Origin of the sequence: Peptoclostridium litorale DSM 5388, from assembly GCF_900141635.1 — a bacterium.
Classification (GTDB): domain Bacteria; phylum Bacillota; class Clostridia; order Peptostreptococcales; family Peptostreptococcaceae; genus Peptoclostridium; species Peptoclostridium litorale.
Genome location: NZ_FSRH01000002.1, coordinates 163,666 through 176,791 on the forward strand (window position 1 = coordinate 163,666; position 13,126 = coordinate 176,791).

19 protein-coding genes and 1 pseudogene are annotated in these 13,126 nt (G+C 41.8%); 1 reads left to right on the plus strand and 19 read right to left on the minus strand.

All coding sequences use genetic code 11. The features are described from left to right. Positions 1 to 23: 23 nt before the first annotated feature. Positions 24 to 554, minus strand: coding sequence for a flavodoxin domain-containing protein (locus BUQ87_RS02510; protein WP_038265088.1), 531 nt, complete (start codon positions 552 to 554; stop codon positions 24 to 26). Positions 555 to 748: 194 nt separating this feature from the next. After that, positions 749 to 1,006 (minus strand): ribosomal maturation YjgA family protein, encoded by a 258-nt coding sequence (locus tag BUQ87_RS02515; RefSeq protein WP_330391210.1) that lies wholly within the window; start codon positions 1,004 to 1,006, stop codon positions 749 to 751. Here BUQ87_RS02515 and BUQ87_RS15710 point away from each other — a divergent pair. Continuing rightward, positions 975 to 1,118 carry a hypothetical protein gene (locus tag BUQ87_RS15710; protein WP_330391212.1) on the plus strand — a complete coding sequence of 48 codons (144 nt, stop codon included), beginning with the start codon at positions 975 to 977 and terminating at the stop codon, positions 1,116 to 1,118. The genes BUQ87_RS02515 and BUQ87_RS15710 overlap by 32 nt on opposite strands. A gap of 72 nt (positions 1,119 to 1,190) precedes the next feature. Here BUQ87_RS15710 and BUQ87_RS02520 read toward each other — a convergent pair whose 3' ends face one another. The 17 genes and pseudogenes from BUQ87_RS02520 to hisG form a co-directional block, all read right to left on the minus strand. Next, entirely contained in the window at positions 1,191 to 1,922 is a 732-nt protein-coding gene (locus BUQ87_RS02520) for a DUF4184 family protein (RefSeq protein WP_038265082.1), read from the minus strand. Between the two features lie 101 nt (positions 1,923 to 2,023). Next, positions 2,024 to 3,223: an MATE family efflux transporter gene (locus BUQ87_RS02525; RefSeq protein ID WP_038265072.1), complete on the minus strand. Its 1,200-nt coding sequence runs from the start codon at positions 3,221 to 3,223 to the stop codon at positions 2,024 to 2,026. 261 nt (positions 3,224 to 3,484) lie between these two features. Beyond that, entirely contained in the window at positions 3,485 to 4,051 is a 567-nt protein-coding gene (locus tag BUQ87_RS02530) for a GNAT family N-acetyltransferase (protein WP_038265069.1), read from the minus strand. A gap of 57 nt (positions 4,052 to 4,108) precedes the next feature. Then, the gene (locus BUQ87_RS02535; RefSeq protein ID WP_038265066.1) at positions 4,109 to 4,399 is read right to left on the minus strand and encodes a YciI family protein; all 291 of its coding nucleotides are present in this window, start codon (positions 4,397 to 4,399) and stop codon (positions 4,109 to 4,111) included. Between the two features lie 42 nt (positions 4,400 to 4,441). Then, positions 4,442 to 4,936: a DNA-deoxyinosine glycosylase gene (locus BUQ87_RS02540; protein WP_038265522.1), complete on the minus strand. Its 495-nt coding sequence runs from the start codon at positions 4,934 to 4,936 to the stop codon at positions 4,442 to 4,444. Between the two features lie 248 nt (positions 4,937 to 5,184). Next, on the minus strand, positions 5,185 to 5,637 hold the full coding sequence (locus BUQ87_RS02545) for a TVP38/TMEM64 family protein (RefSeq protein ID WP_052636128.1): 453 nt from the start codon (positions 5,635 to 5,637) through the stop codon (positions 5,185 to 5,187). Positions 5,638 to 5,682: 45 nt separating this feature from the next. Further along, positions 5,683 to 5,850: a hypothetical protein gene (locus BUQ87_RS15470; RefSeq protein ID WP_207647165.1), complete on the minus strand. Its 168-nt coding sequence runs from the start codon at positions 5,848 to 5,850 to the stop codon at positions 5,683 to 5,685. A gap of 18 nt (positions 5,851 to 5,868) precedes the next feature. Next, positions 5,869 to 6,108 (minus strand): annotated as a pseudogene (locus tag BUQ87_RS02550) (GNAT family N-acetyltransferase); the annotation flags it as partial. 123 nt (positions 6,109 to 6,231) lie between these two features. After that, the gene (locus BUQ87_RS02555) at positions 6,232 to 6,450 is read right to left on the minus strand and encodes a zinc ribbon domain-containing protein (RefSeq protein ID WP_038265063.1); all 219 of its coding nucleotides are present in this window, start codon (positions 6,448 to 6,450) and stop codon (positions 6,232 to 6,234) included. A gap of 298 nt (positions 6,451 to 6,748) precedes the next feature. Then, a complete protein-coding gene (hisIE, locus tag BUQ87_RS02560; protein ID WP_330391196.1) occupies positions 6,749 to 7,426 on the minus strand; it encodes a bifunctional phosphoribosyl-AMP cyclohydrolase/phosphoribosyl-ATP diphosphatase HisIE in 678 nt (225 codons plus the stop codon). A 2-nt stretch (positions 7,427 to 7,428) separates the two neighbouring features. Next, complete coding sequence (gene hisF, locus BUQ87_RS02565) at positions 7,429 to 8,196, minus strand: imidazole glycerol phosphate synthase subunit HisF (RefSeq protein WP_038265060.1); 768 nt, start codon at positions 8,194 to 8,196, stop codon at positions 7,429 to 7,431. Further along, positions 8,196 to 8,918 (minus strand): 1-(5-phosphoribosyl)-5-[(5-phosphoribosylamino)methylideneamino]imidazole-4-carboxamide isomerase, encoded by a 723-nt coding sequence (gene hisA / locus BUQ87_RS02570; protein WP_038265055.1) that lies wholly within the window; start codon positions 8,916 to 8,918, stop codon positions 8,196 to 8,198. Before hisA ends, hisF begins: the two co-directional genes overlap by 1 nt. After that, complete coding sequence (hisH, locus tag BUQ87_RS02575; RefSeq protein WP_038265053.1) at positions 8,915 to 9,520, minus strand: imidazole glycerol phosphate synthase subunit HisH; 606 nt, start codon at positions 9,518 to 9,520, stop codon at positions 8,915 to 8,917. The genes hisA and hisH overlap by 4 nt, the downstream gene beginning before the upstream one ends. After that, on the minus strand, positions 9,521 to 10,108 hold the full coding sequence (gene hisB, locus BUQ87_RS02580) for an imidazoleglycerol-phosphate dehydratase HisB (protein WP_038265052.1): 588 nt from the start codon (positions 10,106 to 10,108) through the stop codon (positions 9,521 to 9,523). It abuts the gene before it with no gap. Positions 10,109 to 10,110: 2 nt separating this feature from the next. Beyond that, positions 10,111 to 11,172 (minus strand): histidinol-phosphate transaminase, encoded by a 1,062-nt coding sequence (gene hisC / locus BUQ87_RS02585; RefSeq protein ID WP_038265044.1) that lies wholly within the window; start codon positions 11,170 to 11,172, stop codon positions 10,111 to 10,113. A gap of 12 nt (positions 11,173 to 11,184) precedes the next feature. Continuing rightward, positions 11,185 to 12,471 (minus strand): histidinol dehydrogenase, encoded by a 1,287-nt coding sequence (gene hisD, locus BUQ87_RS02590; RefSeq protein ID WP_038265043.1) that lies wholly within the window; start codon positions 12,469 to 12,471, stop codon positions 11,185 to 11,187. Continuing rightward, complete coding sequence (hisG, locus tag BUQ87_RS02595) at positions 12,464 to 13,111, minus strand: ATP phosphoribosyltransferase (protein WP_038265040.1); 648 nt, start codon at positions 13,109 to 13,111, stop codon at positions 12,464 to 12,466. Before hisG ends, hisD begins: the two co-directional genes overlap by 8 nt. Positions 13,112 to 13,126 lie beyond the last annotated feature (15 nt).

Consider the following 13,126-nt stretch of genomic DNA (forward strand, 5'->3'; position numbering starts at 1 on the left):
AGTTGCTTCCATGCATATTGACCTTAATGGCATTTCTCTTTTACAAACTCTGTGAGCTTATCCACATTGCTCTTTTTTGTAAAATCAACTGGACTTTCATATGCGGCAAGCATACCTTCCTCATCGGAAGTCCGGCTTTTCTTTCTCTTTAAGCTCCACTTCATAAGTGTCATTATAAATTTATCTAAAAAATTTAATTTGTCATAGTCAAATCCACCGCGGAAGTAAAAAAACTCTATATTCTTTTGCTCCTCATGACTGAAATTTTTATTTTTGACGTCTTCCACTACTTCTTCCCTAGGGGGAGAAACCCCAGTTGCAAAGACTACTATATTTTTCCCATTTAGAATGTTCATATTCCTTTTTACTACATCTAATCCGTTTATAGACGCTGCATAAATCCCTCCCCCATATATAAGCGTGTCATACTTTTTCAGCATTTTAGGAGTGACTTTTGACACCTCATATACATCGGCAAACAGCTCCTCAGCAATCCAATTGGCATATTTTTTTGTGAAACCCGATTTAGACTTGTAAACAACTAAAACTTCCATTACATCCACCTCCTGAAAACCTAAAATATTATTGGGCTAGCTATTGAAGCATTTGCCTTTGCTTCCTTTGAAATATCCAAGGCTTAAAAACCTCTTTAAGCAATAAATTCATCCACTTATCACAGGTTTTCAATTATATATACCCCTTTTCCCCCAAAAATTATGCCATTCGCCGGATGCATTCCACGCACTACTTATTTACTCTTGTCAGCCTTAAATATTACTTCTGTCAAAGCTCCAATGCAAACTCCCATGGAATATGCAATTATGTCGCTCCACAAGAACCCATATCCAAGCACAAGCCCTCCAACAGTTGTGCTTCTTATAGCATCTATCCAATTCGAATGATAGAGCTGGCTTGTTTCAATTGCATGACAAAAAATCGCCGCAAATGCCGCTGTTTTCTTTATTGGCATGTTTTTGAATAAAAAACCAATTATAAAATATATCATTAAAGCCCACAGTGCATCCCCAAGGTATGTATCTACAAAGTCCGGAATAAAACCCGAAAATCGTCTTGATGCAAGCCCTAAAAAAATCACAATAAAAATAAATGTGGCATAAACCGCCCTGCTTCGCCTTATATTCATAGTCTCCTCTTTTCCACACCGTAAACATGCATTTTCCATATATTAATTAAGTCCTTTTAATCCTCCATAGAATGGCTGATATTACGATCCCTATAAATACTCCATTTATGGAAAAAGCTCCTATGGACAAGCTGGATATCAATGTGAAATAGACAAAGTCAACAGTCAGCGCCAATATGATTGTAAATCCACAGTAATACAGCTTGTCCTTACTTTTCTCACTTTGATTGAAATTGCATGACTTATCCTGAATTAGAATAATATATGCAGCTATTAGGAAAAATCCCATAAGGGTGCTTCCGTGCTGCATCAGTTTATAAACTGGTATGCTGCGACCCAGCATTGTTTTGCTATTGGACAATAGTTCTATACTTTCTACAAAAAAACCCGTACTATGTGTAAAGCCGTCCCAGAATATATGTGTGAATGCTCCAAATAAGGCCGAATAGCAAAACACAATAGGCGAGCGCAGCGAATCTATTTTCCACCTTCCGTATTTAAGGAATGCATACCTTTCGCAGTATGGACTCGGCAGGTTTGAAATAACGGCTTCCTTTATCAAGTTGTGAAAAATAAATGCCGCCATAAAAATCAGGGGCAGATTGAAATAAAACTGCCCCAGTATAGTGTGCCCTACCGTCTGAAATGGCCTGAAATGTATGAAATACTCAAAATCGGGGGCCATGGTCCCCACCACAGCCGCTGAAAAATCTACATATCTGTTTCTTCTAAGTCCCAACGGCAGCACTGCTGCCGGGTGCTCAAAAGTAAATGGCATGTAAATCAATTCCTTTCCATCAGTACTCTATTTCAGTCTATACTCATCTATATTATACAATCCACTGCCCCATGCGCATACAGGTTCCATATATAGCCTGTTTATGAAATAAACTCTTTCATATTGTCCCCGCTTCCATATTTCATATCATTTTGAAGAGTCTTTCTGCACCTCAGGCAGGCTATTAAAGTCAGAGTGCTTGCCTCGCTGAGTATTATTGAAACCCATATTCCAATGTCTCCAATGAAAAGAGGCATAACTGTCAGGAAAAATAGTGTGAATACAATTCCCCTGCTTGCAGATATTATATTTGCCATTTTTGAATTTTCCGTGGACTGATAGTATGTCACAGTCACTATGTTTATTGAGGCAATTACAAATGAAAATGCATAAATCACAATTGCATCATATGTGAATTTAACAAGTGATTTGTCCCCCCCAAATATGGCTATTATATTATCTCCCCCCAAAAGGATCACCAAATATATTATAAGTGAAGCGGCAAAATTGGATTTCATACCCATTTCAAAAACTTTATCCGCCTTTTCAAAATCTCTCTTTCCATAATTATAACTCAAAAGAGGTTGTATCCCATGAGATATTCCCATGAACAGAGCCAAAAGCACAGTGCTTATATATCCTATTATGCTAAAGCCCGCTATTCCCATTTCCCCTATCCTTTTTATTATTACCTGATTGAATGCAAATATGCTGACAGCAGGTGATATTTGCACTATGAACTCCGGCATTCCTGTTTTAAGTATTCTAATCAACTCATTTATACTGTGTCCCGACTCCCCTTCAAACATTATTTTATTTTCTTCAAGTATCTTGTCCAAACTTCTCAGCTTTATCTCCACATCGCTTTTTTCATCTTTTTTGCCAAGTTCAATATCTATTATATTTCTCTTTTCAATTCCTCTAAAATATATATCGCCTACATTTTCAATTCCAAGGGCATATTCTATCTTCCCCTCTATGCTCTCTACAGCCCTGCTTATCTTTTGGAGTCTTCCAATCTCTTTTTCAACAACTTCGTGCTGCTTTTTTATAAAAGATAGAAGTGTTTCAATGTCATTTTCCTCAAGCACTTTTCCCAGTTCCTTAAGGGGCGCTCCTATTTGCCTTGAATATTTTATCAAGTCAATATACATGAACTGGTCCATAGTGTAATACCTGTAGTTGCTCTTTGGATCAACATCGGCGGGTTTTAAAAGACCCATCCTGTCATAAAGCCTTAACGCCTGAATAGATACATTGTTTATCTTCGCCGTCTCTTCTATAGAAAAATATTTTTCCATTTAAAACTCCAGCCCTCAGATTTTTCAACTGTTTCAAGTGTTTTTTTTATCTCTCTTTCCAATTATTCCAATTTATTTTTTGTCACCCAAACTTTCAATTGCTAAATAAATTTTGCAGACAGCCTCACAAGCTCCGGCCTATCTTCAATCCCGTTTGCCACTTCGCATAAAATCATCTTCTTTTTAAGCTCCACCCTTATGGAGCTTTTTCATATTCGACTAGTAAACTGCTCATGCAAAATATCGCTTACAGATAATTTATTAATCTCTGTTTATAGTATCCCATTCTTCCCTTAATATGCCGTAGCTTACGGAATCATAGTATTTGCCATTTACTATTCGGGCCTTTCTGTACACAGCCTCTTTTTTCATTCCCAGCTTTTCAGAAAGCCTCATCATGCGTTCATTTCCCGACCAGGTAGTAAGTCCTATTCTTACAAACTCGGCTCTTTCACTGAATATTTGATTAATCCACATTCTCAGGACATCAAATCCAATACCCTTTCCCCAGTAGTTTTCATTGAATATTACAATTCCCACTTCCATCCAGTTGGTTTCTTTGGATTTCCAGTACCAGTTCACCTGCCCTATTAGCTCGTTGCTTATGGCATCCACTATCATCTTTTTATTTTTAAGCACGTCCTCTTCGCCTTCAATCATACGTATCCTCCAGCCGCTTACAATCTCTTCAATCTCCTGGACACTTTTCTTTTCATAATAGGGCCCATTATATTTGTGGAATTCCCTTGAAGGATGGTTCCAGTACAAATAGCTGTCCAAATCTCCAGGTTTCAATTTTCTTATGGCTATTTTTATATTATCACTCATATTTTTTTCTCCTTTCCCAGGCCGTAACTACCGCACATAACTATTGACCCGTAAACTCTATTGCCCTATGAAGCGCTCAAATCCTTCTGCGCATTTTGTAGGTAAAAACTCTATGATCTCATATTCCGCAATTTCATTTATGTAAAATGGATCTTCAGCTATTATCGCTTCCACTTCTTCAACACTGTATGCATTACAAAGAATCACTCCGCCAATTCTTGGATTTCTTCTTCCAGAGCATATGAATTTTTGAGCTGAATAGTATTTTTCAAGATATTCTATGTGTGCAGCCAGCTCCTTTTCAACTTCTTCAATTGGCTTTATGTATTTCAGCAGTATAATAAACATTTTAATTCCCCCTCATATTATTTTTATAATTTCTCCTGTTTGTTATTCATTTAAAGCCCGTGCAATTTGAGCCCAGTCATTCATCTTCTTTTCAAATTTAACTGCATGTGCAGGGCTTGTAGAGCCAAGTCTTGTAAATCTGATTCCCTCAAAGTCAAAACCGACTTTTTTACCGAATATGTCATAGGCCTTCTTCCCATTGAAAAATACATGCCTTATCCCCTGATATTTGTTAAAAAATACATTAAAATCATTAGCCTCTTCATCTTTTATATTTGAATCCAAGCTGCCTTCCCTCTGGCAAACCCTTATTACGTCCCAAAGGGCTATGCTGTTTTTCAGCGCCATATTGAGCCTCAACTCATAGTCCTCAGTATATTCTTCTTCAAGAAGTTCAAACATTATCTTCCAGAATGCATTTCTCCTGTGGGCATAATACTGATACTGCCTAAGCGACTCCACGCCTGGCATTGATCCCAAAATAAGAATCTTGGAGTTTTCATCCACAGCCGGTTCAAATGAATTTACATAGCCCATAGAGTTTATAATCATCCTTTCAATACAAGCAGTTTTCTTTAAAACCCACTCTCCTCATTCCTTTTCGTCACCTTCACTTTCCATTATATGCCTTACCTTTAATTGTCTCAACCGGGAATATTGATTCGAATTCGACTGCAGTTATTTTATGAAATCCAAGTTAACTATTTAAATTTAAACTATCGCACAGTAAAAGGAAAAGACCCTATTAGACCTTTTCCTTTTAGGTTCACTGTATTATCATTTTGTTATTTTACAATGATATGCTTTTCTTCTTGTGCAATAGCACGTCCAACTATTTTTGCACTACCTGTAAGCATCCCACCTATATACGAATATATTATTGTTGCAGGCATCTGGCCCAGTCCCGTCGCCCACACGAAAGTCCAAAATGACATTGACATAAGTCCTGCTGCATAGCTTACAATGTCAAAAGACATGAATGGGAGCAATCTTGCAATAAGTACTGCATAGCTTCCGTACCTGTCGAAAAATTCATCTACATTTTCAAGAGCATACATTCCTGTAAACTTTTCAACCACCTCACGCCCGTAAACCTTCGCTATGAAAAAGCATATTACCGCTCCAGCCATAGCAGACGACCAAGAAAGAAGCGCACCCCAGAACCATCCGAATATAGCCGCATTTGCAAATGTGACCAAAAACGCCGGAAGCGGAGCCGCTACGGACTGAAATATCATGAGCAAAAAAGACGTTATAGGGGCCCATACTCCAAATGAGAGTATTTATTCCTTTACATAGTCTACGTCAAGTCTTGAAAAAATTCCAAATGCCTCATGAAGCAGCTGCCTTACAGGCGGTGCCAGATAATAAATTATGATTATTATTAGCGGTACAGACAGTTTCATTAAATATGTTTTAGTCCTTTTAGTCACTGCTCCACCCGCTTTCATACTTGATTGGATTTATTTCTACAGATGGTTGTCCGCTAACCACTCAATTTCTTTTAAATCCTCCCATCCGTAACCCACTTCATTCAAATCTTTGCCCCCTATTTCAATTACTTTCTTTTTCACCTTTTTTCCACCCATATTTTCGTAAAATCCGCATGACTTGTTGTCTTCCAGGGCCCATATAAGCATACTTTTCATGCCCATTTCAACAAGCCCGTTTACAGTTTTTTTGAAAAGTTCTTTTCCCCACCCCTTGTTCTGGTGCTCCTGTGAACTACCCCCACTTTAGAAGTGGGAACTTCTTGGTCAATAGAGCTACCGCTCCAAGTTTACCCAAGCTCTAAGGACAGCTCCTGCCCCGATTGGCTATATATCTTGTATTTACATAGCCAACTTTAGCAAGTTTAGACTTGCATTATAGTCCCTGTCTATTTCCAGACCGCATTCAGGGCAGACATACACCCTGCATGAGAGGTCTTTTGTTTGGCTTGACTTGTTTCCGCAAGCAGAGCATAGTTGGGAACTGGCATAATTCGACGGAGCGATTATAAGCTCTCGGCCATACCAACTTGCCTTGTATTCAAGCATTGCCCTGAACATGCTCAAGGTAGCTTAAAGGATGGGGAATTCCGCCCAATTCGTTAAATTATACACCCGGTCCCTATCATTCTCAAGTTTGAAACATTCATTTAGTTATATATCCATTTTAAAAATTTGTACACATTCATACCGCACATCCTAATATTTACGTTTCAGCCACGTATTCCCATTCCGAAAACAAAAAAGGAAAGACCCTAAAGTCTTTCCCCGTTATAAATTGTACACTCACGAATTTTCTCTCTAATAAACACTAATTTTCACATACTTAGCCTTTTAGTCCAACTGAATTCAAGTTAGTCTATTTCTTATGCCTCTTGGCAAGTTCTGACTTTATGTCCTCTATTGAAACCCCTGTCTCAACAAGAAGAACCAGAATGTGGTACACAAGGTCCGACACCTCGTACGTTATCTCCGCCCTGTCGAGGTTTTTTGCTCCTATTATGACCTCGGCGGCCTCTTCCCCGACCTTCTTGAGTATCTTGTCTATGCCCTTTTCAAACAGGTAGTTTGTATATGAGCCCTCAACAGGATTTTCCTTCCTGTCCTGTATAAGTACATAAAGGTCTTTTAGCACATCTTTTTCATTTTCGAATTTCTCATCGATTTCGCCGCTTTTTACTACCTGGTTGAAAAAGCATGAGTTCTCTCCCGTATGGCAGGCAGGCCCTTTGGGCTCCACCTTCACAAGAATCGAATCCGCATCGCAGTCATAGTACATGTCCTTCACACTTTGCACATTCCCAGAAGTCGCGCCCTTGTTCCAAAGCTCCTGACGGCTTCTGCTGTAAAACCAAGTCTGCCCAGTGTCCACGGTCTTTTTAAAAGACTCCCTGTTCATGTATGCAAGCATTAGCACTTCGCCACTTTTACAGTCCTGTACTATGGCCGGAACCAGACCCTTTTCGTCGAATTTTATTTCATCTATTATTTTATCCATTTCATAAGCTACATCCTTTGCGCTGCCTTTGCTGCTCACTCCTACCACTCCCTTCTAACCGGTATGTCTTTTTCATAAAGGTACTGCTTGAGATTTGGAATCTCTATCTCCTTGAAGTGGAACACAGAAGCCGCAAGAGCCGCATCGGCCATTCCCTCAGTGAGCACCTCATAGAAATCCTCTTTTTTCCCTGCTCCGCCAGAGGCTATGACGGGAACGCTTACAAGACTTGAGACGGTCCTTGTAAGCTCTATATCGTATCCCTGCTTGACTCCGTCGGCGTCTATGCTGTTTAGGACTATCTCCCCGGCCCCAAGCTCCACGCCTCTTTTGGCCCATTCAATGGCATCCATTCCAGTGTCTATCCTTCCGCCGTTTATGAACACATTCCATTTTCCGGTGGAGTCCACTTTCTTTGCGTCTATTGAAAGCACCACGCACTGGGCTCCAAACTTAAGGGCTGCATCGGTTATAAGCCTTGGATTTTTGACAGCAGAAGAGTTTATTGATATCTTGTCGGCTCCCGCCCTTAGTATCTGCTTGAAGTCATCCACGCTATTTACCCCTCCGCCCACGCTAAACGGTATGAATACCTCGTTTGCGGTTCGCCTCACCACGTCAAGCATGAGCTTTCTGCCTTCGTGTGACGCCGTTATATCGTAAAACACAAGCTCATCCGCTCCGTTGTCATTGTAAAACTTCGCAAGCACAACCGGATCGTCGACCTCTTTTATGTCCTTGAACTTTGTTCCCTTTACCACCTTCCCGCCTCTTACATCAAGGCATGGAACTATTCTCTTTGTAAGCATTATCCCATCACCTCGACAATTTTTTTTGCTTCTTTAAAATCTATGGCTCCATTGTACAGAGCCTTTCCTATTATGGCGCCATCGACACCAATGTCATTTAGCTTTTTCAAATCATCTATGCTGCTTACTCCACCAGAGGCTATCACCTGTAGGCTGAGCTCTTTTTTAAGCATCTCATACACTTCAAAATTAGGGCCGCTCATCATGCCGTCTTTTGAAATGTCCGTATAGACTATTGTATTTACTCCCATTTCCTGGAGCTCTTTTGCAAGCTCAAGCGAATCCTTGGAGCTCACGTTTTCCCAGCCATCTATTGCGACCTTTCCATCCTTGGCGTCTATCCCGACTACCACCTTGTCTCCAAACTGCTCCACCATATTCTTTAGAAGCTCCCTGTCCTTTATGGCTATAGTTCCCACTATGAACCTTGAAACTCCGCTCTCCAGAAGGGCCTTTGCAGCCTCTACACTTCTTATTCCTCCGCCTACCTGAACCGGCACGTCAATTTTTGAGGCTATCTTGCCTATCACGTCTATGTTCTTTGATACACCTTCAAGAGCCCCGTCCAGGTCGACTATATGTATGTAGTCGGCTCCGCCTTCTTTCCAAAGAGTCGCCGCCTCGAAAGGATTCTCGTAATATGTCGTTATGTCGTCAAATTTACCCTGCTTCAGTCTTACGCATTTTCCGTCTTTTATGTCTATTGCCGGATATAGAATCATTTTATCATCTCCCCGAAAGCTTTTAGTATGTTAAGGCCCGTCTTCCCGCTCTTTTCAGGGTGGAACTGTATCCCGTAAACGTTGCCTTTTGCAACCATGGCCGGAAATTCAACCCCGTAGTCGCAGTATGCCACAACATGGTCTTCGCCGGGACTTGCATAATATGAGTGAACGAAATATACATATTCACCCTCTCTTATGTATTTCACTATGCCGTCCTGCTTGTTTATTATTAGACTGTTCCAGCCCATGTGTGGTATTTTGAGGGTGTCCGATTCAAACTTTACAACATCCCCCTTCAATATTCCAAGTCCTTCCCACTCTCCATCCTCATAGCTCTTTTCATAAAGGACCTGCATTCCAAGGCATATTCCCAAAATAGGCTTCCCTTTGTCTGCAAGTTCTATGATGAATTTGTCAAGTTCCATCTGGCGGAGGCTCTCCATGGCATCCTTGAAAGCCCCGACTCCTGGAAGTATGACGCCCTGTGCTCTTTCAATCTCATTTGGATCGGCTGTAATTACCGACTCAAAACCCAGCTTTTTAAGGGCATTGTCTATGCTGCTTAAGTTTCCCACTCCGTAATCTACTATGGCTATCAACTATATCACCCCTTTAGTGGACATTACTCCGGTTATTCTCTCGTTAATGCTCGCAGCCTGTGACATGGCCCTTCCAAGCCCTTTGAATATGGACTCTATTATGTGGTGAGTGTTTCTTCCTCTTATTACATCCACGTGTATGTTGGCTCCAAGGCTGTTTGAAAACCCTCTAAGAAACTCTTCCACAAGCTCCGTGTCAAACTCTCCAACCTTGTCCCTTTCAAAATCGTACTCAAATGAAAGGTATGGCCTTCCCCCGATGTCCAATGATACTCTCGTAAGCGCCTCGTCCATTGGCGTGTATGCAAGTCCGTATCTGTTTATTCCCTTCTTTTCCCCGAGTGCCTCTTTGAACGCACTTCCAAGCACTATAGCCACGTCCTCCACAGTATGGTGAAAGTCCACGTGCAAATCCCCTTCTACTTCAAGCTGCATGTCGAATATCCCGTGTTTCGAAAACAGCGTGAGCATGTGCTCGAAAAAGCCTATTCCTGTCACTGCTCTTGATTTTCCACTTCCATCTATGTCTATGCTGAGTTCTATGCTGGTTTCAGCAGTAGTTCTGCTTTTTTTGCAAGTCCTGCCCATTGCTATTCTCCTTTCAAAATCTCCTCGAGAGCCGCGATAATGGCATCGTTTTGCTCCTTATTGCCCACCGTTATCCTAATGCGATTTTCCATTCTTCCTCCCGAAAAACTTCTTACCATTATTCCCTTTTTGAGAAGCTTTTCAAACACATCCTGAGAATTTTCCACACGTATCACTATGAAATTGGTGTGTGACTGATATACCTTTATCCGTTCAATGTCCTTCAGGACTTCATAAATCCTGTTTCTCTCATTTGTTATCCTTGCAACGTTCTGGTTCATAATGCACATATTTTCAACCGCTATTTCAGCTATTGCCTGGCTTGCTATGTTGAGGTTGTACGGCGGCTTTACCTTTTCAAGGTTTTCCATTACAAGCCCCGACGCCGCAAGGTATCCCGCCCTTATCCCTGCAAATCCGAAGGCCTTCGAAAAAGTCCTCAGCACTATGAGGTTTTCATGCCTGCCTACAAGGTCTATCACACTTTCCCCTCCAAACTCTATATATGCCTCGTCCACAACCACTATTGCCTCAAGCCCTTCTATGGCCTTTACCAGGTCTGATCTTTGGATCTTATTGCCCGTAGGGTTGTTGGGGTTGCAAAGGAACACCAGCTTTGCACCGCTGCCTTTGGCCTGGCGTATGAAGCTGTCCATGTCTAGGTTGAAATCCTCGTCGGTTTGGTACTCCAGATATTTTGCCTGGGCTATGGTAGAGTTTATTGAATACATCACAAAAGTCGGGCTGTGCGAAAACACCACGTCATCCTTGTCGACGAATGTGTTGAATATTACCTGTATGAGCTCGTCCGACCCGCTTCCCACCATTATGTTCTCGTATGAAAGACCTACATATGGCGCTATTTTCTTTCTAAGCGCTACAGAGTCGGAATCCGGATATATGTTGTACTCAAGCCCCTTTATCTTCTCCACTATCTTCTGGAGCATTTCATCAGATACGTTGAAAGGACTCTCGTTTGCATCCATTTTATATTTGTACTCGTAGTCGTTTGGAACATAGGGCTTTAAATCCCTTATGGTCTCCTTCACAAGATTTTCAATCAATTCGCTACCCCCTTATTCGAATCTCACCTCTACTGAATTTGCGTGTGCGTCAAGCCCTTCCTTTTGGGCTATCTTTATTATGTCATCCTTTACCTGCTCAAGGTTTTTCCTGTCGTAATACACAAGGCTAGACTTTTTGACGAAATCATCCACCCCAAGAGGCGAGAAAAATCTTGCCGTACCGCTTGTAGGAAGAGTGTGGTTCGGCCCTGCAAAATAGTCTCCCAGCGGCTCCGGCGAGTACTCCCCAAGAAATATGGCGCCCGCATTTTTGATCTTGCCTATTGTTGAAAATGGATCTTTAACGGCCATTTCAAGGTGCTCTGGAGCTATTTCATTTGCAAATTTCATCGCATCGTCAAGGCTTTTAACCACTACTATGGCACCGTAGTCACTTAGTGATTTTTCTATTATTTCCCTTCTGCTTAAGGTCTTAGTCTGAATCTCGACTTCCTTTGCAACCTCTTTTGCTATTTCAGGCGAAGTCGTCACTAATATCGAAGATGCTAGCACGTCGTGTTCAGCCTGAGATAAAAGGTCTGCCGCAACATATCTCGGATTCGCCGTCTCGTCTGCGACTATTAGAACTTCGCTCGGTCCGGCTATCATGTCTATGTCAACCTTTCCAAACACAAGCCTCTTAGCCGCCGCAACGTATATGTTCCCCGGCCCCACTATCTTGTCGACCTTTCCTATAGTCTGGGTTCCGTTTGCAAGCGCCGCAACCGCCTGCGCCCCGCCTACCTTGTAGACCTTGTCGACCCCTGCTATCCTTGCCGCTGCAAGTATGTTCTTGTTTACAGTCCCGTCCTTTAATGGAGGGGTCACCATTATTATCTTTCCTACGCCTGCAACCTTTGCGGGAATGGCATTCATAAGAACCGAAGACGGATATGCCGCCGTTCCGCCCGGAACGTATATGCCCACCTTTTCCATAGGATTGTAGAGCTGCCCGAGTATTATTCCGCTACTTTTGTTTGTTATCCACGACTCTTTAAGCTGCTTTTGGTGGTAGTCCCAAATGTTGTCCTTCGCCCTTTTCATGGCCTTTATAAAATCTTCATCGCACTGAAGGTACGCAGCCTCTATCTCATCCTGTGACACCAAAAAGTCGTCTATTTCAACTCCGTCAAATTTTTTTGTGAACTCTTTAAGCGCTGTGTCCCCATCCTTTTCTACTCCCGCCAATATTTCCATAACGCTCTTTGTTATATCACTGCTCTCCTTGTCTCCCCTATCGAGTATATCCTTTAATATTTCAGTGGAGCCTTCACCAGTGGCATCAAGTATCTTAATCATCTGCATTATCCTCCTTAACGGCTTCTTTTATCTTTTCAACAATTCCCCTTATCTTTCCATTTTTAGTCTTAAAGCTCACCTTGTTGGCCACAAGCCTTGCGCTCACAGGATACATATCCTGTATTACCTCAAGGCCATTTTCCTTCAGCGTGCCTCCAGTTTCAACTATGTCCACTATGACATCAGAAAGTCCCACTATGGGAGCAAGCTCCACAGATCCATTGAGCTTTATTGTATCTATCTGCCTTCCGTTCTCCAGAAAGTATTTTGTGGCTACATTCGGATACTTGCTGGCCACTTTCAGCTGACCCCTCACATTTTCGAGTTTGAAACCCTTCATGGCCGCGACAGCAAACTTGCATCTGCCAAAGCCAAGGTCCGCTATCTCGTAGAGGTCCCTGCCCTCTTCCATTATGGTGTCCTTTCCCACTATCCCAAGGTCTGCAGCCCCTCTTTCAACGTATACCGGCACATCCTGGGCCTTTACAAGTATAAACCTTATTTTCTTTTCGCTGTTTTCAAATATCAGCTTTCTCGACTTTTTCTCAAATTCGCTGCAGTCATACCCTATTTTCTTGAATATCTCATATCCCTTTTCCGCAAGCCTGCCCTTACCAAGAGCCACATTTATATAATCCATTTTCCCATACACTCC